Origin of the sequence: Sporosarcina sp. NCCP-2222, assembly GCF_023168145.1 — a bacterium.
Taxonomy (GTDB): Bacteria; Bacillota; Bacilli; order Bacillales_A; family Planococcaceae; genus Sporosarcina.
The window spans coordinates 24,999-44,407 of sequence record NZ_BQYK01000014.1; the positions used below are offsets into that span (position 1 = coordinate 24,999).

The 19,409-nt window shown below is 49.7% G+C and carries 22 protein-coding genes and 1 riboswitch; of the genes, 18 read left to right on the forward strand and 4 right to left on the reverse strand.

The features are described 5' to 3' along the window. A partial coding sequence (locus NCCP2222_RS19720; protein ID WP_248514116.1) for an HD domain-containing protein occupies positions 1–1,049 on the forward strand: 1,049 nt, incomplete at its 5' end. 16 nt (positions 1,050–1,065) lie between these two features. After that, positions 1,066–1,581: a YwgA family protein gene (locus NCCP2222_RS19725; protein WP_248514117.1), complete on the forward strand. Its 516-nt coding sequence runs from the start codon at positions 1,066–1,068 to the stop codon at positions 1,579–1,581. Positions 1,582–1,968: 387 nt separating this feature from the next. Here NCCP2222_RS19725 and NCCP2222_RS19730 read toward each other — a convergent pair whose 3' ends face one another. Then, entirely contained in the window at positions 1,969–2,157 is a 189-nt protein-coding gene (locus NCCP2222_RS19730; protein WP_207960143.1) for a 2-hydroxymuconate tautomerase, read from the reverse strand. A gap of 68 nt (positions 2,158–2,225) precedes the next feature. On the opposite strand from NCCP2222_RS19730, the gene NCCP2222_RS19735 reads away from it, so the two are divergent. Next, positions 2,226–2,756, forward strand: a complete 531-nt coding sequence (locus tag NCCP2222_RS19735; RefSeq protein WP_248514118.1) for a YwhD family protein — start codon at positions 2,226–2,228, stop codon at positions 2,754–2,756. A 229-nt stretch (positions 2,757–2,985) separates the two neighbouring features. Here the strand turns inward: NCCP2222_RS19735 and NCCP2222_RS19740 are convergent, their stop codons facing one another. Next, positions 2,986–5,046 carry a transglycosylase domain-containing protein gene (locus NCCP2222_RS19740; protein WP_248514119.1) on the reverse strand — a complete coding sequence of 687 codons (2,061 nt, stop codon included), beginning with the start codon at positions 5,044–5,046 and terminating at the stop codon, positions 2,986–2,988. A 147-nt stretch (positions 5,047–5,193) separates the two neighbouring features. Here NCCP2222_RS19740 and NCCP2222_RS19745 point away from each other — a divergent pair, with 147 nt between their 5' ends. Next, positions 5,194–5,637: a YwiB family protein gene (locus tag NCCP2222_RS19745; RefSeq protein ID WP_248514120.1), complete on the forward strand. Its 444-nt coding sequence runs from the start codon at positions 5,194–5,196 to the stop codon at positions 5,635–5,637. Continuing rightward, positions 5,634–7,301: an arginine--tRNA ligase gene (argS, locus tag NCCP2222_RS19750; protein WP_248514121.1), complete on the forward strand. Its 1,668-nt coding sequence runs from the start codon at positions 5,634–5,636 to the stop codon at positions 7,299–7,301. The genes NCCP2222_RS19745 and argS overlap by 4 nt, the downstream gene beginning before the upstream one ends. 210 nt (positions 7,302–7,511) lie before the next feature. Here argS and NCCP2222_RS19755 read toward each other — a convergent pair whose 3' ends face one another. Next, positions 7,512–7,682 carry a hypothetical protein gene (locus NCCP2222_RS19755; RefSeq protein ID WP_248514122.1) on the reverse strand — a complete coding sequence of 57 codons (171 nt, stop codon included), beginning with the start codon at positions 7,680–7,682 and terminating at the stop codon, positions 7,512–7,514. Between the two features lie 12 nt (positions 7,683–7,694). Next, positions 7,695–7,871: a hypothetical protein gene (locus NCCP2222_RS19760; protein ID WP_248514123.1), complete on the reverse strand. Its 177-nt coding sequence runs from the start codon at positions 7,869–7,871 to the stop codon at positions 7,695–7,697. Between the two features lie 363 nt (positions 7,872–8,234). Next, positions 8,235–8,421, forward strand: a riboswitch (cobalamin riboswitch). Between the two features lie 123 nt (positions 8,422–8,544). Between NCCP2222_RS19760 and NCCP2222_RS19765 the strand changes: the two genes are divergently transcribed. The 13 genes from NCCP2222_RS19765 (at position 8,545) to NCCP2222_RS19825 (ending at position 18,992) form a co-directional block, all read left to right on the forward strand. After that, positions 8,545–9,525 carry an ABC transporter substrate-binding protein gene (locus NCCP2222_RS19765; RefSeq protein WP_248514124.1) on the forward strand — a complete coding sequence of 327 codons (981 nt, stop codon included), beginning with the start codon at positions 8,545–8,547 and terminating at the stop codon, positions 9,523–9,525. Then, complete coding sequence (locus NCCP2222_RS19770; protein WP_248514125.1) at positions 9,518–10,510, forward strand: FecCD family ABC transporter permease; 993 nt, start codon at positions 9,518–9,520, stop codon at positions 10,508–10,510. The genes NCCP2222_RS19765 and NCCP2222_RS19770 overlap by 8 nt, the downstream gene beginning before the upstream one ends. A gap of 1 nt (position 10,511) precedes the next feature. Further along, the gene (locus NCCP2222_RS19775; RefSeq protein ID WP_248514126.1) at positions 10,512–11,984 is read left to right on the forward strand and encodes an adenosylcobinamide amidohydrolase; all 1,473 of its coding nucleotides are present in this window, start codon (positions 10,512–10,514) and stop codon (positions 11,982–11,984) included. After that, complete coding sequence (cbiB, locus tag NCCP2222_RS19780; protein ID WP_248514137.1) at positions 11,984–12,940, forward strand: adenosylcobinamide-phosphate synthase CbiB; 957 nt, start codon at positions 11,984–11,986, stop codon at positions 12,938–12,940. Before NCCP2222_RS19775 ends, cbiB begins: the two co-directional genes overlap by 1 nt. After that, complete coding sequence (gene cobD, locus NCCP2222_RS19785; RefSeq protein ID WP_248514127.1) at positions 12,927–14,006, forward strand: threonine-phosphate decarboxylase CobD; 1,080 nt, start codon at positions 12,927–12,929, stop codon at positions 14,004–14,006. Before cbiB ends, cobD begins: the two co-directional genes overlap by 14 nt. Then, the gene (locus tag NCCP2222_RS19790) at positions 13,988–14,608 is read left to right on the forward strand and encodes a bifunctional adenosylcobinamide kinase/adenosylcobinamide-phosphate guanylyltransferase (protein WP_248514128.1); all 621 of its coding nucleotides are present in this window, start codon (positions 13,988–13,990) and stop codon (positions 14,606–14,608) included. Before cobD ends, NCCP2222_RS19790 begins: the two co-directional genes overlap by 19 nt. After that, entirely contained in the window at positions 14,574–15,404 is an 831-nt protein-coding gene (locus NCCP2222_RS19795; protein WP_248514129.1) for a cobyric acid synthase, read from the forward strand. The genes NCCP2222_RS19790 and NCCP2222_RS19795 overlap by 35 nt, the downstream gene beginning before the upstream one ends. After that, complete coding sequence (gene cobS / locus NCCP2222_RS19800) at positions 15,401–16,165, forward strand: adenosylcobinamide-GDP ribazoletransferase (protein WP_248514130.1); 765 nt, start codon at positions 15,401–15,403, stop codon at positions 16,163–16,165. The genes NCCP2222_RS19795 and cobS overlap by 4 nt, the downstream gene beginning before the upstream one ends. Next, complete coding sequence (locus NCCP2222_RS19805; protein ID WP_248514131.1) at positions 16,138–16,737, forward strand: histidine phosphatase family protein; 600 nt, start codon at positions 16,138–16,140, stop codon at positions 16,735–16,737. The genes cobS and NCCP2222_RS19805 overlap by 28 nt, the downstream gene beginning before the upstream one ends. Further along, positions 16,689–17,102: a bifunctional adenosylcobinamide kinase/adenosylcobinamide-phosphate guanylyltransferase gene (locus tag NCCP2222_RS19810; RefSeq protein ID WP_248514132.1), complete on the forward strand. Its 414-nt coding sequence runs from the start codon at positions 16,689–16,691 to the stop codon at positions 17,100–17,102. Before NCCP2222_RS19805 ends, NCCP2222_RS19810 begins: the two co-directional genes overlap by 49 nt. Then, positions 17,099–17,680 (forward strand): cob(I)yrinic acid a,c-diamide adenosyltransferase, encoded by a 582-nt coding sequence (locus NCCP2222_RS19815; RefSeq protein ID WP_248514133.1) that lies wholly within the window; start codon positions 17,099–17,101, stop codon positions 17,678–17,680. The genes NCCP2222_RS19810 and NCCP2222_RS19815 overlap by 4 nt, the downstream gene beginning before the upstream one ends. Positions 17,681–17,682: 2 nt before the next feature. After that, a complete protein-coding gene (locus tag NCCP2222_RS19820) occupies positions 17,683–18,168 on the forward strand; it encodes an ECF transporter S component (RefSeq protein ID WP_248514134.1) in 486 nt (161 codons plus the stop codon). Positions 18,169–18,308: 140 nt separating this feature from the next. Then, positions 18,309–18,992 (forward strand): hypothetical protein, encoded by a 684-nt coding sequence (locus tag NCCP2222_RS19825; protein WP_248514135.1) that lies wholly within the window; start codon positions 18,309–18,311, stop codon positions 18,990–18,992. Positions 18,993–19,409: the final 417 nt, after the last annotated feature.

Sequence of the window (19,409 nt, forward strand, 5' to 3'; positions counted from 1 at the left end):
CTGAATGGAACGATGAAGAACGTCTTGTTACGCTTTGTGCTGCACTCCTTCATGATTTGGGCCATGGCCCTTTTTCGCATGCCTTCGAAAAGGTATTTAGCCTGGACCATGAACAATTCACGCAGCGAATTTTGGTTGGCGATACAGAAGTGAACGCCGTTCTACGAAAAGTGTCTCCTGATTTCCCGCAAAAAGTGGCCGATGTCATCGGCAAGACGTACCCGGACAAACTTGTCGTCAGCATGATCTCCAGCCAAATTGACGCGGACCGGATGGATTACCTGCAGCGGGACGCCTATTATACCGGCGTTTCATACGGACATTTCGATATGGAACGAATCCTGCGCGTCATGCGGCCTGCAGAAGAACAGGTCGTCATCAAGTTTAGCGGCATGCATGCGGTGGAAGATTATATAATGAGCCGATACCAAATGTATTGGCAAGTGTATTTTCACCCGGTTTCGCGTAGTGCCGAAGTCATACTGATGAAAATCTTGCATCGGGCGAGACAGCTGCACAACAACGGATACCAATTCACCTATGACCCTGTCCATTTCCGCTCTTTTTTCAATCAAACTTTTCAACTGGAAGACTACATATCACTGGATGAAAGTGTATTATTAGCGTATTTCCAATGGTGGCGCAAAGAGGAAGATGCCATTTTGGCAGATTTATGCGACCGCTTTATTAATCGTAGGCTGTTCCAATATGCCGAATTCGATCCCGCGAAGGAATACCGGAAGATCGGCAAACTGGAGCAACTGTTTAAAGAGGCGGGTTTAGATCCGGAATATTATCTAGTTGCCGACTCTTCCTCTGATTTGCCATACGACTTTTACCGTCCCGGCGAAGAGAATGAACGCGTCCCAATTTACTTGCAGATGCCAGGCGGTGAATTGCGGGAGCTGTCGCGTTCCTCGGACATCGTGGACGCCATATCAGGCAAACGACGCACCGACCATAAAATTTATTTCCCCGAAGATCTATTGCTCGAAAAGAAAGATGAAATACCGCTTTACGCGGACATGCTCAAGATGTTGAAAGAATGAGAGAGGAGTGGGCAACTTGTTGCAAGAACATGCCAGAATCGTACAGTTCATTTCACTGGCGCAAGAAGTGAGCGGTCGAAAAAAACTGCAAAAAATGGTATACATCGCGAAGAAAATGAACTTTGCATTCGCTGAAAAATACGAACTACATATGTACGGACCTTATTCGGAGGAATTGACGTTGCGCGTAGAAGAACTGTGCGCCATGGGATTCCTGTCCGAACAATGTACAGACAAAGGATCCTACGTCCAGTATCACTACAATGTCACTGAAGAAGGAGAACGCTTCCTCGAAACAGCCGAAACGCCCCATGAAATGCTCAGCATTTGCATCGGCAAGCTAAACGGAAAAAGCTCCCGGTTCCTGGAACTCGTCTCCACCCTTCTCTACTTCGACCATCTGCCAAAAGAAGAGCAAGTGGCCAAAGTACATATTGTCAAAAGCAAACTCAACTTCACAGAAGACGAAATGGCCACAGCCTTCGAATTCATCGAAGAACTGCAGCAATGTACAAGCATCCCAGCCGGCTAATTGCCGGCTTTTTGTGTGGCTAGGAGAAGGGGTAGACAACCTTGGTGGGTATGGCAACGGTAATAAGAAAAAGTAACACGGCAAATCCATCTGAATTGTAGTCATGCGGTGAACTATTCAGTTTAGGCGGTGATAGAATGGATTTACCCGGTGATAGAACGGTTTCAGGCGGTGATAGAAACTGTTTACCCGGTGATAGACCGGATTTAGACGGTGATCGGCGCTGTAAAGAGGATGTTTCCTGGCGGAAGGGCGTCTTAGGGGGGAATAACCGCCGATTTCTACATATCAATACACCGGGGTTTCTTAGGTACATCCCGATTTACCTAAACGTTCCCGCATTTCATTGCAAATAAAAAACCGGCATAGGCCGGTGGATTGTACAACTTATTCTGCGTCGCTCAAGCGCTTTCCAGCGACGGCGTAATGGTTTTTGGACATCTCTTCGATGAACACGACAACGTTTTCGACGGGAGCTCCTGTTGTTTCGGAGACAACTGCTGTCACTTTTTCGCAGAGCGCACGTTTTTGTTCTTCTGTGCGGCCTTCGATCATTTTTACGGTTACGTATGGCATACCATTTCCCCCTTCCTGCGATAATTCGGTATAGTGTATATAATAACAGAGTAGGAGAGGATATAAAAATGGCGAATGAAGAGAAACCTAAACAAAAATTGGGATTCACCATTATAAAGAATGATCCGACAGATGGCCATAAGGGCTTTGGCATCGGATCGTTGTCGCTTGAAAATATTTCGCCGGTCATCGTGGACATCGAGGCGGAAGAAGCCCGCATTGAAATAGGGGCGATGCATGCCCGCAGTGAGACGGAGCGCGGCGTGAAATTTACGACGAACCGGGAAGATTCGGAAGGCGGAAAGCCGTATTGGCTCGTTTGGGTTACGATCGATTTCAAGGAAGACGGTCCATATTATGCGGGAGTGACAGCCTGTGAAATGGTCGTCAATAAGGAAAAACGGCGCGGTTACAAAATTCTGGCAGATCATGTGAATAAAATGGATAAATCGCTGAAGCGGCAAATCATTGTGGATGAGATGGATGAAAAGTCAAAGCGCATCCTTGCTGATTTCCTGCAATCGCATAACTCTGAAATGTGGGAACGAAGTGAGCCTAAATTGCGAATCGATCTGGGTGCGGACTCGCCACATTTATGAACAAAATGTGAAATTTCCATCGGACTATTGCATCCGAGGTTGAATGTAAGCGAGAAAGGAAGTACACTAAAAATACAGCTTGCTATTGTAAGCTAGGACAACCGGAATAGCGCAGTCTGCGCCTGTATGTTTACAACCCAAGCATAATACGGGCGGGATGCCTAAACCGGTAAAAAAGCTATCCATCCTCTTAGGAGGACGGATAGCTTTTTTGATGGTTCCTCGTCTTTTATTCAAAGAAAGAGAATGGGAACAATTCGAAGGAACCTTCTTCTTCCTCGTTACCGGACAGCCGGTCCTCCCGCAAACTGCGATCGGTACAAAGTTTTTGCGGCATATCCTTTTCTTTCACATAAACCAATCGCTGTTTCGGACATTCATTGACCGCAATTCCACCGGTCTCCACATCCACAATGACCCCGTTCACTCCGCTTGGCGGGACGAACGGTTCTTCCGTCTTCCCTTCGTGTACCTTCTCCATGAAGTCGATCCAGATACGCTTGGAGGCAGCTTTGTCTTCAAACTCGGTCAAATTCTGCCCGACATCAAATCCAGTCCAAATCCCGGCTGTCAGCGAAGGAGTAAATCCGATCAAATATTGGTCTGAAATGGTCGTACCGGACTTTGCTGCATAGGGCCGGGTCTGCTTCGGCCGCATCGTCAGGCCGGTGGAAATCAAATAATCATTGAACACGGGATCAAACATTCCTGTCATCAAATGAGTGAGGACAAATGCATCCTGTTCTGTGATCACCCGTTTTTTTGTCGTTTTCGGTTTTTCATAAACGGTTCGGCCTTGCGCATCGGTTATGGATAATATAGTCGTCGGTTCCACTTTCAATCCCGTGGAGGCGACGCGGTTGTATGCATTGGTCATCTCTTTCAATGTGACGACGGAAGTGCCGAGTGCAACGGCCGGCGACTCTTGGAATTTCACATGCAGGCCGAGCCGTTCAGCCATATTATTGAACTTTTTATAGCCGACTTTTTCTAGTGTCTTGACCGCATAAATATTATCGGACAGAGCGATGGCCTGGGCCAGGGAAATCGGATGGCCGGCAAACTTTCCATTGATGTTTTTCGGTTCATACGTGGAACGCCCTTCGTCATATGTGAAAATGGTCCGCTCAGTCGACATGAAAGTCAGTGGGCTAAAGCCGTCTTCCAAAGCAGCCGCGTAAAGAATTGGCTTCATGGCGGAGCCCGGCTGACGTTTTGCCTGTGTGGCTCGGTTAAAGGGACTTACCGCATAATCGGTGCCTCCGACCATAGAGGTAATGGCTCCGGTTTCCGGTTCCATCGAAATGAATGCCACCTGCAAGTCGTTTTTCGGCATCCATTTGTCCACCATCTCTTCAGCAGCTTGCTGATGGTGCAAATCGAGCGTCGTGCGAATCGTCCATCCGCCTTCCCCAGGATAGCGCCCTTTTTCACTCAAAACCTTTTCAGCCTCACGCCACACTTCATCCAAGAAGTAAGGCGCTACCCGTTTCATTTCCGACCACTCGTCTGTCTTTAATGCGATTGGCGTATTTTTTGCTCGTTCTTCCTGCACTTCCGTAATAAACCCTTGTTCCTCCATCAAATGAAGAATTGTCAATTGCCGGTTTCGCGAACGTTCCGGGTTATCGATTGGCGAATAGATCGAGGGACCCTTGGCAATGGCTGCGATGACGGCCGCCTCCTCAAGAGTCAGGTCCTTCGCGGGTTTGGCAAAATAAAACTTGCTGGCTGCTTCAACTCCGTACATCCCGTGATCGAAGTAGACCGTATTCATATAGCCTTCCAAAATCTCGTCTTTCTCATAGAAAATCTCTAGCCGATAGGCGTACAGCGCTTCTTTTATTTTTCGGTTCCACGATTTCTCGTGTGTCAAATATAGATTACGGGCATACTGCTGTGTAATCGTGCTGGCGCCTTCCGCCATTCTCATCGTTTTCACGTCTTTCAGTACGGCCCCTGCGATCCTACGGTAATCAAACCCGTTATGTTTGTAGAAATTGCGATCCTCCGTCGCGATAAATGCATCCACCAGGAAAGGCGAAATATTATCCAAACCGACCCAATACCTGCGTTCAGCCGAATATTTATCGCCGATCTGCCGTCCGTTCTTGTCGAGAAAGACAGATGCCTTAGGTACGCTCAGTGAGGGGGCACCCGCAATTTGCGCATAGATCCGAAGACATAACAGGGCTGTGAAAAAGGCGGTAACTCCGGTGATGGCAAGCATAAGGAAAGTGCGCAGCAATCTCCGCTTCTTCTGTTTTTTAATAAAATCAGACCGTTTCATCGCATCGGAACCCCCTTGAATGTTTCATTACCAACAGTATGGACACGCATCAGAGGATTAAACGGGTGGAATTGGGAAAACTTCGTTGGAAAGTTTGCGGCAGAAACGATATAATGAATAGATATTTGAGTAGGAGGATGGTTCTGAATGGAAACTGCGAATATGGAACGTGCCGTGGATGTCAAACTGCGGTCAACGATCATTCATCCAGGCCAGCCGGCAGATAAACACACACTGCAAGCAAAAGGTGTCATCATTGAAAAAGCGGGCAACCTATATTTGCGTTTTGAAGAAAAGCAGAATGGCCAAATCATCCGGACAACTGTGAAACTCGGTGATGAGGAAGCGCTCATCATGAGGAACGGTGCGGTGCAAATGCGTTTGCCGTTTTCCATCGGAACACCAAGACCGGGTACGTACGGAAATGGCCCGGCGATGTTCAATTTGCTAGTAAAGACAAGAGAACTTCAAATGAATACGGATAAAGCAGGCGCGGCAGGGGACTTTCACGTCCATTACGAATTGCATGCGGATGGAGCGCTGCTCGGTACATATAAGCTTCAAATTTCTTTCATGGAGGGACTAAAATGAACGCTGTAGAAAAGATACAACAAGAAATTAAATCGGCTTTCCGAAAAGCGGTCATCGCCGCTGAACTGGTGGCAGAAACAGAGATTCCGGACATTCTGCTGGAAACACCGAAAAATAAGGAGAACGGGGATTATGCGACGAACATCGCCATGCAGCTGACGAAGCTGGCGAAAAAGCCGCCACGCGTCATTGCGGAAACTATTTTGGAGCATTTGGATACTACGGATACAGCAATTAAATCAGTAGAAATCGCTGGCCCGGGCTTCATGAATATTCGGTTGAAGACCGACTTCCTTGGTGATGTAGTAAAAGCGGTACTGGCTCAAGGAACGGATTATGGACGTTCTACATTTGGACAACACGAAAAAGTGCAAGTCGAGTTCGTTTCTGCAAACCCGACGGGCGACTTGCATTTAGGACATGCACGCGGAGCTTCACTTGGCGACTCCCTCTGCAACATTCTTGATTTCGCGGGCTACGACGTGTCCCGGGAATACTACATTAACGATGCCGGCAATCAAGTAAATAATCTGGCACTCTCAGTGGAAGCGCGCTACTTCCAGGCACTCGGCATGGACAAAGAAATGCCGGAAGACGGCTACCACGGCCAAGATATTATTGAAATCGGCAAGACACTTGCGGAAGAATACGGAGATCGGTACACACATATGCCGGAAGCAGAGCGGCTTGAGTTTTTCCGGAAGTACGGGCTTGATTACGAACTGGAAAAATTGAAGAAGGACTTGGAGGATTTCCGGGTACGCTTTGACAATTGGTTCTCTGAAACTTCCTTATATACCGATGGAAAAATCGGCATCGCGCTTGATAAACTACGTAGCAATGGCCACGTCTTTGAAGAAGACGGCGCGACATGGTTCCGTTCTACTACATTCGGCGACGATAAAGACCGCGTCTTGATCAAGAACGACGGAAGCTACACGTACTTGACGCCGGATATCGCGTATCATGAGGATAAAATCCGTCGTGGTTTTGACAAGCTCATCAATATTTGGGGAGCCGACCACCACGGCTATATTCCGCGAATGAAAGCAGCCATCGAAGCGCTTGGCTACGATCGCGATACACTTGAAGTCGAAGTTGCACAAATGGTACAGCTATACAAAGACGGCGAGAAATTTAAAATGAGCAAACGGACAGGGAAAGCAGTCACGCTGCGTGAACTGGTGGAGGACGTCGGCTTGGATGCCGTCCGTTACTTCTTCGCCATGCGTTCTGGCGACTCCCAAATGGATTTCGACTTGGATCTCGCCATTTCCCAGTCCAATGAAAACCCGGTCTACTATGCACAATACGCACACGCGCGCATCTCATCCATCTTGCGCCAAGCGGAAGAAAAAGGCATGGTCGCTTCTACTGACCACGTGGACTTACTGCAGTCGGAAAAAGAAGTCGAACTGCTCAAGAAAATCGGCGACTTCCCGAAAATGGTCGCGGACGCAGCACGCCTGCGCTCGCCACACCGTATCGCCACATACATCCAGGAGCTGGCGGCTACCTTCCACAGCTTCTACAACGCAGAAAAAGTGCTCGACCCAGACAACCGCGACCTATCCGAAGCGCGTCTGGCCCTCGTCACCGCAACACGTACTACTGTTGCCAACGCCTTGAAACTAATCGGCGTCGCAGCGCCTGAAAGAATGTAAGAAAAACCCCCGTCTTTCCCAGTTCAGTTTGGGACAGGCGGGGGTTGTTTTTTATTCATCAGAAGGGGGACCTTTGAAAGTAGGATGTGACTGCTTGATATTTATGTCCGGTCAGCAGGGGGGATTTTGTAATCATATGTATCTCGTTTGGAACCGCTCGTATATTTGATTAACCGCTCGAATCTCGTTTTGCACCTCTCGTATAACTAATTAACCGCTCATATCCAGTCCGGTCAGCAGGGAGAATTTGTAATCATACGTATCTGATTTCGAACCGCTCGTATATCCTTTGGAACCTCTCGTATATTTGATTAACCGCTCAAATCTCGTCTCGAACCACTCATAAAACTTTGTAACCGCTCGAATCTCGTTTCGAACCACTCGTATAACTAATTAACCGCTCATATCCGGTAGACCACTCGTATCCAGTCCGGTCAGCAGGGAGAATCTGTAATCATACGTATCTGGTTTCGAACCGCTCGTATTTCCTTTGGAACCTCTCGTATATTTGATTAACCGCTCGAATCTCGTCTCGAACCACTCATAAAACTTTGTAACCGCTCGTATCACGTTTCGAACCACTCGTATAACTAATTAACCGCTCATATCCGGTTCCGGACTGCTCATATATTTTCCATTTCACATGAAACCCACCCGTCCCCCTAATTAAATCGACCTCACTTCCACTCCGTGTATGCTCTCGCAGTATCAAATCTGCGCACATAACAACCCCTTAGATGGTGAAGTGCATTCAGCGCGCCATAAGCTTGTCAGTTACATAATCCTCTTCGCATACCAGCTGCTCCGTTCTCAAAATTTGAACGACAGGACAAACACAGGAAAGTCGTCATCCCTCAACTCTCGCCAACCCCTCTCCGACTTTCCATCTATCGACAAGGAAATGTTTTATAGTATAATGGTTGCGTACACAATTACATATCCGAACATGAAGGTGCCCCGCCATCAACGACGGGGTTAAAAGGGAAGCCGGTTCAAAGCCGGCGCGGTCCCGCCACTGTAAGTGCAAGCTATCCGCCTGATGCCACTGGATCTGATCCGGGAAGGCGCGGTATGCGATTGGAGCACGAGCCAGGAGACCTGCCTTTGTGAATCACCCGCAACCCTACGAGGATAGGTTTGGTGAAGAGTCGGTGCGCTTTGGCGCAGCCGAATTTTTACTAAGCGTTGTCCTCCGTTCATATGACGGGGGATTTTTGTTTGGAATCAATAGGAGGAAGACAAAATGAAGAAGTTTTGGCAGCTTTGGTTGACGGCTGTATTTGCCGCATTGCTTTTGACGGCATGTGGCACGTCGGATGAGCCGAAGAAAGAGGATGCAACAGAGCAAACGGGTGGGAAAACAGCTGGCGATGCCGAGCAGGCAGCTCCTGCGTTCCCGGTGACATTGACCGATGCGGTTGGCAATGAAATTACATTTGAGGAAGCACCTAAGAAAATTGTTTCCTTGCAAGCGAGCAACACAGAAATCCTTTTCGCTCTTGGTTTGAATGAGGAAATTGTCGGAGTCACAGATTTCGATAACTATCCAGAAGAGGCGCTTGAGAAGGAAAAGGTCGGCGGCATGCAATTCAATGTCGAGCAAATCATTGCCATGGGCCCGGACGTTGTCTTCGCGAATGAAATGGGACAAAGCTCCGGTGAAGAAGGCTGGCAGCAAATCCGCGACGCGGGCATTCAAGTATTTGTCGTCAAGAATGCGATGAACTTTGATGAAACATATGAAACGATCAAGACGATCGGAGAAGCAACAGGCAAGACGGAAGAAGCTGAAAAAATCGTAGCGGACATGAAAGCGAAAGTGGACGAGGTCGTTGCGAAAACTAAAGATGTCGAGACAAAGAAGCGTGTCTTTGTGGAAACATCCGATGCGCCTGACATTTATGCACCCGGCAAAGGGACATTCATGCAGGAAATGCTTGATATGATCGGTGCTGAAAACGTTGTGACAGCTGATGGATGGGCCTTGATTAGCCCGGAAGAAATCGTGAAGCAAAACCCTGACGTCATCATCGTCATGTACAGCTATGTGCCGGATATCGTGGAGAGCGTGAAAAATCGCGACGGCTTCAGCGATATTACAGCTGTCAAAGAAGACCGCGTCATTCAAGTTGATGAGAATATGACGAGCCGGACAGGCCCTCGCCTGGCGCTAGGCCTGGAAGAAGTGGCGAAAGCTATTTATCCAGAGGCGTTCGGTGAATAAAACAGGCATCGCCTACATCGTGAGTGCCGCCACACTGGCTGTGGCGGTATGGCTCGGTGTATCCATCGGAACCGTGAAAGTGCCGTTGAGCACGTTCTGGGATTCGTCGGATACAACAGCAACCAATATTCTATGGAAAATCCGCATGCCGCGTGTCATATTGGCGGGCCTTGTCGGTGCCTCGCTTGCCATCGCAGGTGCTGCGTTCCAAGGATTGCTGAAAAATCCGCTTGCCGATCCATACACCCTCGGAGTGTCATCCGGCGCCTCGGTAGGTGCGGTTGTGACACTCTTTTTTGGCTTATCCATTCCGATGCTGGGCGCTTATACGTTGCCAATCTTTAGCATGGTCGGCGCCGCGGTAACGATGTTCCTTGTTCTCGGATTTGCGAGACTCGTCGACCGTTCTATGAAGATGGAGACGATCATCTTGACGGGTATCATTTTCGGGTCGTTCCTCGGCTCAGTTCTGTCCCTGATGATTGCGTTGACCGGGGAAGAGCTGCGGCAAATTATCGGCTGGCTGCTAGGAAGCGTGTCGATGCGTGGCTGGAAATATATCGTCATGGTGCTGCCGTTTGTCGTTATCGGGTCCTTCATCCTTTGGCTCAATCGGCGGGAGCTGAATGCTATGCTGTTTGGTGAAGAGCGGGCGCATCATTTAGGTGTCAACGTTCGTCGCCGTAAATTCATGATTCTCATCGGCGGTTCCATTTTGACGGGTTCTGCTGTGGCTGTGTCTGGAACGATCGGTTTCGTCGGGCTCGTCGTCCCGCATATGACAAGACTTCTGTGGGGCGCAGACCATCGCCATTTACTGACGCTTTCTTTCTTCAATGGAGCAACGTTATTAATTATTTGCGATCTGATTGCACGCACGATTATTTCACCTTCAGAACTGCCAGTCGGTGTCATCACTTCGTTCATCGGTGCGCCAGTATTCGCATACATCTTTTATCGACAGAGACGGAAAGGGGCCATGTAATATGCTCAAGGTGCACAATCTGTCAGGGGGATACGGGAAGGAACCGGTCGTCCAGCACATCTCATTTGAAGTGAATAAAGGAGAAATCCTCGGCATATTAGGCCCAAACGGCAGTGGAAAATCAACCTTGCTGAAAATCATTTCCGGCATTTTGCCGAAGCAGGAAGGCACTGTTGAAATCGATGGGCAGGATGCCAGTGTTTATTCGCAAAAACAATTTGCCCAAAAAGTAGCGGTGTTGCCGCAGCTTCATGCCCATGCTTTTTCGCATACTGTCAAGGAGACTGTATCGCTCGGCAGGTACCCGCATCAGTCCGGGCTTTTCTCGACTTGGTCGAAAGAAGATGAACGGGCAGTGCAGGAAGCGATGGCATACACCGGTGTAACCAAATACGAGCACACAGCAATTGAAATACTGTCAGGCGGGGAGCAGCAACGTGTCTTCGTCGCCCAGGCGCTGGCTCAGGAAGCGCCGATTTTATTGCTGGATGAACCGACAAACCATCTCGATATTGCACACCAGCAACAACTGCTCGATACCGTGCGCAGCCATGCGGTCGAAAAAGGCGTTACGGTCGTCTCGGTCTTCCATGATATCAACCTGGCTTCTCTCTATTGCGATCGGCTTCTGCTAATGGAGAAGGGGCGCATCGCCATGATCGGCAGCCCGCTCGACGTCGTCAAGGATTCGATGATCAGCAGTGTTTATGAAGCGCGTGTCAAAACCCAGCCGCATCCTGAATTGCCAAAACCGCAGATGACGCTTCTTCCTGATACAATGGATGAAATGAAGCCATTCATCGTCACGAAAGAGCAGTTTGAGGTCTCTTCAAAACATGTTTCGCTAACAGCCGACCAGCCGCTAAAGACATTATCTTCTGCTGTACACAATGCTGGAATGGGCTGGTATCGGGCTTTCGTCAACCGTCATGTCGATGCGAATTACAATTGTGATGATGTTCAGGCGGAAAATGCGGCTTATCTGGAGCGAGAAGGATTCCATCTAACAGAAACGGTCGGCATGATGACGGCTGTCACGACGGAGCATGTAGAAATTGAAGAATTCATTGGAGAGTTTGGTTCCATTATTATTGCGGTGACTGCCGGCGTCGGAAATGCGGTGGATGTGTCAAAGACACTTACCCGCGACCAGAAGCAGCGAATTGGGACAATTAACACATGGGTCATTGTGAATGGACATTTACCAGACGAGGCCTTTATCCAAGCGATGATCACTGCGACCGAAGCGAAGACAAAAGCTCTTCAGGATGAAAAAGTCCTCGATCCGCTCACCGGGACAATTGCGACAGGTACGTCGACGGACAGCTTGTTGGTGGCAGCAACTCAAAGGGGAGAATGGCTGCCGTATGCTGGTCCCATTACGCCTTTAGGCAAACTGGTCGGTCACGGCGTGTATGAGTGCACAATCCGGGCGATCCGTGCCTACAAGATAGCGAAAGGATGGACGGTATGATTCCCGCGCATTTTATTGCCATCGCCATCGGCTTTGTTCTCGACCGAATTATTGGAGATCCGCCAAGTTGGCCACATCCTATCAGATGGATTGGCACGTCCATTTCGAAATTGACCCGTTTGTTGAATAAAGGACGACACCGCTTTGCAAAAGGGGCGATCCTGTTCGTTCTCATGATTGCCATCGTGACGGCTATTGTTCTAGCCATCGTCAGCATTGCTTACCAAGTTAACCTGTACATCGGGATTCTCGTCGAAGCCATACTGATAGCTATCGGATTAGCACAGAAAAGCTTGAAGGACGCCGCGATGGATGTTTACGAACCCCTTGCTGCGGGAGATATGGGAAAGGCGCGCGAAAAGCTGTCTTGGATTGTCGGAAGGGATACGGAGCATTTGCAAGAAGGGGAGATTGCCCGCGGTGCTATCGAGACAGTTTCCGAAAATACAGCGGACGGCGTGACATCCCCTCTATTTTGGGCTTTCCTCTTCGGGGCACCTGGATTATGGCTCTATAAGACAGTGAACACGCTCGATTCGATGGTCGGCTACCGGGATGAACGATATGAACAATTCGGCAAATGTTCGGCCCGTGCGGACGATGTGTTGAATTTCATTCCCGCACGGATCACCGGCTTGTTCATGGTGCTGGTGACCCGGGATGAATCCGGAACGCCTCTCTCCAAACGGCTTGCAGGGTGGCTCCGGGATGCCCGTCGCCATCCGAGCCCGAACAGCGGGTATTTGGAAGCGGCGACTGCATGGCAGCTTGGCATCAAACTTGGTGGAACCAATACATACAGAGGCGTTGTGTCGAACCGTCCGGAAATTGGGCCAGGCACGACACCGCTTCGAGCGATGCATATACAAATGGCCATCCGTCAAATGCATACAGTGGCGTTTGTTTTTTGGCTTGTGATGACCGGAGTAGGAGTGTTAATTTATGCGATTGCCTGATCATGGGGCGAACCCCCGTCAGCTTTATAAACGATTCGGACTGGAGGCGCCGGAGAAAATTCTCGATTTTAGCGAAAACTGCAATCCGGAAGGGCCGCCGCAAGCTGTGCTGGATGTATGGCCGGACCTGGTGGGTAAGCTATCGTCCTATCCGCATCCGGATGGTGAGCCCTTTAAGCAAGCGGCTGCTGCTTTTCACGGAGTGGATTCATCGAGATTGCTCGCAGGAAATGGAGCGGCGGAGTTATTGGCGCTTTTAGCGGCTCGCTATCGCGGCAAACGGGCGATCATTGTCCACCCGACGTTTTCAGAATATGAAGCAACCCTGCGGGCAAACGGAGTAAGAATCCAGCCAATTGTGGCATCGGAAGAGAACGGTTTTCATTTGCCAACTCAGCCGATATTGGACGCTTTGGAGCAGGCGGATGTTATCTACCTTTGTACGCCGAACAATCCGACGGGCGTCCTGCCGCCCCGGGAAGAATTGAGGGCAATCATTTTGCGGGCACAGCAAGTCGGGACTGAGGTCATTCTAGATGAAGCGTTTATTGATTTTGTGGATGAATCCTTGTCATTCATCCCCGAACTAGATGAATTCCCACACGTGATCGTCGTGCGTTCGATGACGAAAATGTATGCAATTCCCGGTATTCGCCTCGGGTATATCACAGCTGAGCCATCCATTATCGGAGAAATGAAGAAGACAGCTCCCCACTGGAACGTCAATGGAATCGCAGCTGAGATTGGCGCAATTTGCCTTGGTGAACAGGAGTACCGGGAGCGGGCGATCAAACATGCGAAAGTGGAACGTGAAAAAATGGCCGCCTTTTTAAGGGCGGAAGGATGCATGGTAACCGATTCCGTCTCCAACTTCTTGTCATTCTCCCTAAGAGAGGGCCAGGACGCACGTACATTGTATTCGGATATGCTTGCCAAAGGTATTGTGTTACGCCATTCGGAGAATTTCAATGGGATGGACGGCCGCTGGCTGCGAGTCGGCATGAAAAGCGAAACGGATTTGAATCTGTTGAAAGAGGAACTGTATCGATGGTTCGCAGCCAACTGACGTTCATCAGCGGCGGGGTCCGCTCGGGGAAAAGTTCGTTCGCGGAAGCATTGCTTGTGAAAGAAGCGGAAGAAGCGCACAGCCGCCTTGTTTATATCGCATCTGGAATAGCAACAGATGAGGAAATGGAGAGTCGGATTCGCAAGCACCAGTCGGACCGTGCCGGGCAAAATTGGCTGACGATCGAGCAGCCGACCCGCTTGGAAGAGGCGCTCAGCACGATCCAGGAAGGTGATTTCGTCCTTTGGGACTGCCTGACGACATGGCTTGCGAATGAATTGTACGATGGCTGGGAAACTGGTACTCCATGCATTGGACAAGCCGGTTGCATGGAACGAAAAGCGGATGAAGTGATCGGGACAATTCAGGCGATTGCGAAGCGGGCGACCCGTTTTATCATCGTGTCCAACGAAGTATTGGATGAACCGGCCTCCATCTATGATGAAACAAGGATCTATTGTGAATGGATTGGGCGGCTGCACCGGGAGATTGTCCGGCTGTCGAGTATGGCAATTGAAATGGATCATGGCATTGCGGTTTATTGGAAACGGGAGGAGGCAAGCGGGGATGAATGGATTAATGGTCATGGGAACGGCTTCTGACGTCGGCAAAACGATGATTTGTACAGCGTTTTGCAGATCTCTCGCGAATGAAGGTTTCAGAGTCGCTCCCTTCAAATCACAGAATATGTCCCGGTTTGCGGCGGTTCTCCCGGATGGGAAAACGATGAGCCGGGCGCAATATTTGCAGGCGGAAGCTGCTAAGACGGCGCCAATGATCGAGATGAATCCGATATTATTGCAACCTTGCGGCAATCAAACATCGAATGTCTTCATGAACGGAGAGAAATTCGGACCTGTAGAAGGAATGGCCTATCGCGATCAATTTTTCGAACGCGGCATTAAAGCGATCCGTTCCTCTCTTGATACGCTGGCCAGCCTTTACGACACGGTCATCATCGAAGGAGCGGGCAGTCCGGCAGAAGTGAACTTGAATGACCGCGAACTTGTCAATATGCGCGTTGCAGACATGGCGGACGTTCCGGTATTGCTCGTTGCGGACATCGAACGCGGCGGCGCGATTGCTTCCATTGTGGGAACGCTTCAATTGCTGGCGCCCGAACACCGGGCTCGGGTAAAAGCGATTGTTATTAATAAATTCTATGGAGACGTCGGACTATTTCAGGACGGCATTGAATTCATCGAGTCCTATACGGGAATCCGCGTGGCTGGCGTCATCCCGTATAAACCGGACCATGGCATCGAAGAAGAGGACATGGAACGCGCAGTGCAGGATGCACCGCCAGGAACCGACAGATATGACGAATGGGCAGCGCATATCCAGGCACATATCGATTGGCCGTACATCAAATTGCTGATCACGGGTGAAGCGCAATGACCGGACTGCTGCTGGCATTTCAGTTCTTCACATCTATCCCGGTGCGGAAAGAGCTGCCGCTCGGCAAAAAGGAAGTGACGGGCATGTACATGGTGCTCCCGTTCATCGGCGGGCTCATTGGAGCCGCCATGTTCGGGGCAGCGTGGCTCTGTACAGATATGCTCGGCATGGGATCCTTCCTGACAGCGGTCATCGTAGTAGTGACTGGAATCGGACTCACTGGTGGCTTGCATGTCGATGGATTTGCCGACGCGGGAGATGCTTTTTTCTCCTATCGGGACCGAAAGAAACGGCTCGAAATATTAGAAGATCCGCGCATCGGCGCTTTCGGCACGATGGCAATCGTCTTATTGATTGTCGGCAAGATCGCTTTATTTCAGGAATTAATTGCCACAGGGAATGTGAATGTGCTCCTTTATGTGGCAGTTCCTTTCCTCGCGAGGGCAGGAATGAATGTATACTTCGCGTCCATTCATACGGCGAAAGAGGAGGGGCTGGCGTACTTCTTCCAAGGGAAACTGAAGAAGGGTCCCCTCTACGGCTGGTCGATTGGGATTGGAATTGTTGTTTTGATTTTAATGGGGTACTACCTCGGAAATATTTTGCTTTCTGTCATTCTTTTAGCCGTAATAACACTCGGCCTATTGATTTACCGCCACTGGTCGGTCCGTAACTTCGGCGGCGTGACCGGAGATTTGGCCGGTGCGTTTGTGGAAGGGATGGAGGCGCTATTATGGTTGACGATCATCATGTGTATTTGATTCGCCATTTGCCGACTGAAGGGAATGAAAAGCGTCAGTATATTGGATGGACCGATGAGCCGATTTCAAGTGACCACGGCAGGTCCCGGCAGGATGTATTCGGTGAGGTCAAGACCGTGTACGGAAGCGATTTGCTCCGTGCCAAGGAAAGTGCGGCTGTTTATTTCCCCGAAGCGGCATACGTGGCAGATCGCAGATGGCGGGAATGCCATTTCGGAGAGTTTGAAGGGAAAACATATGCGGAGCTGGAAATGGATGAGGAGTATCGCATGTGGATAGACGATCCAATGGGAACTACTCCTAGAGGCGGAGAATGTTTGGCGGAAGTGGAAGCGAGAGTGCGGTCAGCGCTTTTGGATGTATCGTCCGGAAGCGTCGTTGTCACACATGGCGGGCCGATCCGGTCGTTGCTATCGCTTTTCTCGCCGGATGGCCCGGTAGATTTTTGGTCGTGGTCTGTTCCGCATGGATCTGTTTGGAAGCTGGCGTGGCGCCATTATGACGACTTGAAGGAGGGGTTGCCGTGCATATCTATATCGGAGGTGCCCATAACGGAAAGCGGGAGTTTGTGAGAAATTGGCTGGATGAGCCGTCTAAATGGGAGTGGATTGGTGATGGTCATGCATGGGACTTGGACGGTTTGGCGGATGTGCAGTCGGAATTTATTGTGCTGGATCGGATCGAAGAGTGGCTGGGGCGTTCAGAAATGGACGAAGCGGCTGCATGGGAACATATATTAAAAGGAATAAACGGCAAGGAAACCGTAGTCATTTTGACAGATTTAGGCCGGGGCATTGTTCCAGTCGAACCAGATCAGCGAAAACTTCGGGATCAGTGCGGACGCTTGTATCAATGGTTGATGGCGGAAGCGGATGAAGTGACCCGGATTTGGTACGGTCTTGCACAAACATTGAAGAAAAGGGGAGAGGCAGGATGAAAATTTATACACGAACTGGGGATAAGGGGAAAACAAGTTTAATTGGCGGACGCGTCGATAAGGACAGCTTGCGCGTTGAGGCTTACGGAACAATTGATGAGCTGAATTCATTTATCGGGAAAGCGATGACGGAGCTGGATGCAGATAAATTCAAGGATTTATTGGAAGACCTCGAAGCCATTCAGAACGAATTATTCGATGGCGGCGGGGACTTGGCCAATGTGATGAAGGAGCGCCATTATAAATTATCCGAAGAGCCGATCGAAGTACTCGAACAGCGGATCGATGCCTTGATGGAAGAAGCCCCGCCACTCGAGAAATTCATTTTGCCGGGAGGCTCGCCTGCAGCAGCCACGCTTCATATCGCAAGAACCGTGACAAGACGGGCAGAACGTCTGACTGTGACGTTAATGAAAGCGGAAGAAGACGTGCCGCCAACTGTGCAAAAATATTTAAACCGGCTTTCCGATTATTTATTCGTTGCAGCCCGGATTGTCAACGCGCGAATTGGCGTGCCGGATAATGAATATGTCCGCAGCGCAAAAGTGTTCCGGACAGGCAAAAAGAAAGAGGATTGAACATGCAACTGAAGAAACTGACGTTAACCGCGATTTTTGCGGCACTCTGCGCCATCGGAGGATTTATCAAAATCCCTTCCGGCATCGGCTCGCTCGCGCTAGACACGGTGCCGGCATTATTGGCCGCGGCATTTTTACCGCCGGTTTTCACCGGTCTGGCATCGTCGATCGGCCACTTGTCTTCTGCCATGTACGGAGGATTTCCACTCGGGCCGTTCCATTTGCTCATTGCTATCGAAATGTTTGTCATTTTGTATGTGTTTGCGAGACTTCATAAAAGCGGCCGGCACGTATGGAAATGGTTATTCTTCATTGTCGCAAACGGGTTGCTGGCCCCGTTGCCATTCTATTTCCTCATGTCTCCTGCATTTTTCATCGGTGCCGTTCCGGCAATTTTCCTGGCCACTGTATTAAATGCCGCTGTTGCCGGTGTCGTCATGCCGGCGGTTGAGAAGGCGATGAGCCGGAGGACTGGTTTGATTCAATGAGGGTTGTGGTGGAAATGAAAAGCGGTTGGATGAAGAAAACTTTGAACCAAGAGACACAACATTTAATTGGATGATTTAATAAGGACCTGTAGGGAAACTGAACTCTGGTTAGACGGAAGGTAGGAAGGCGGTAGGAGCGAATGAGAAATGCAGTCCAATTGGAAGGCGGTTTGATTCTTACGACCGATAATTCCGGAGGCATCGGAATGAAGGCGGCGGATGTCGTCAGCGTTCCCGATCGGACGACCGCAAGATTTGCCGCCCGCGTGGCACTGCTCGAACAATGGGCGGCAGGAGCTGAACCGATCGCCGCGCTCATCCATAACTTCAGCGGTCCGGAAAGTTGGCTTGCCTACGAAGATGGCGTTCGGGACATATTTGAAGAAGCCGGTATAGCAGTTCCAGCAATTACCGGAAGCACTGAGACAAACATGACTCTTCTGCAATCGGCAATTGCCGTTACCATGATCGGTAAACAGAATAGGACCGTGGATGAAGAGGGAGTCATCTGGTTCACGTATGGCGTTCCGCTCGTCGGAAACGCTGTACTCGAACAGGAACAGCACATCGCCTCGCTTAGGTCCATTCATGAAGCGCTTCAATCCGGGCTGATCAAGCGGCTATGGCCTGTCGGTTCAGGTGGCTTGCTGAAAGAAGTGCGGGATTTATTTGGGATTGATAATGTAACAATCCAATCTCCTCTCGATACAGCAGCCTCTGCCGGGCCAGCCACCTGCGTTCTCGTCGCTGTCCCGGTCGGTGGCGTGGCCGAAGCGAAAGCGCATTTTGGAGAAAACTTGCATGAGTTGTTTGTCGTGCGTTGAGTTGCAAAGTAGTTGGTTGAAACCTGTAAATCCTTTGAGAAAAGGATTTTGCAGGTTTTTTGTTTTGGTTGAACGTTGATGTTGGTTGGATTATCTGGCGTTCAATTTGATTTACTGGCGTTCGGGCGGGTTATCTGGCGTTCGATTTGATTTACTGGCGTTCAGGCGGATTATCTGGCGTTCAATTTGATTTACTGGCGTTCGGGCGGGTTATCTGGCGTTCGTTTCGATATATTGGCGTTTAGGAGGAGTTAATGGTATTCGTATTGATATATTGGCGTTCATCCGGATTAACTAGCGTTCCTACTTTATTTGGCGTTTTCCTCAGTAATTTGGCGTGCTCCCAGATTAAGTCCATATAATTGTGTAAATAGGAAAAAGCCACTTCCATCCCTGTGATAAAATGTTTTCAGCGAC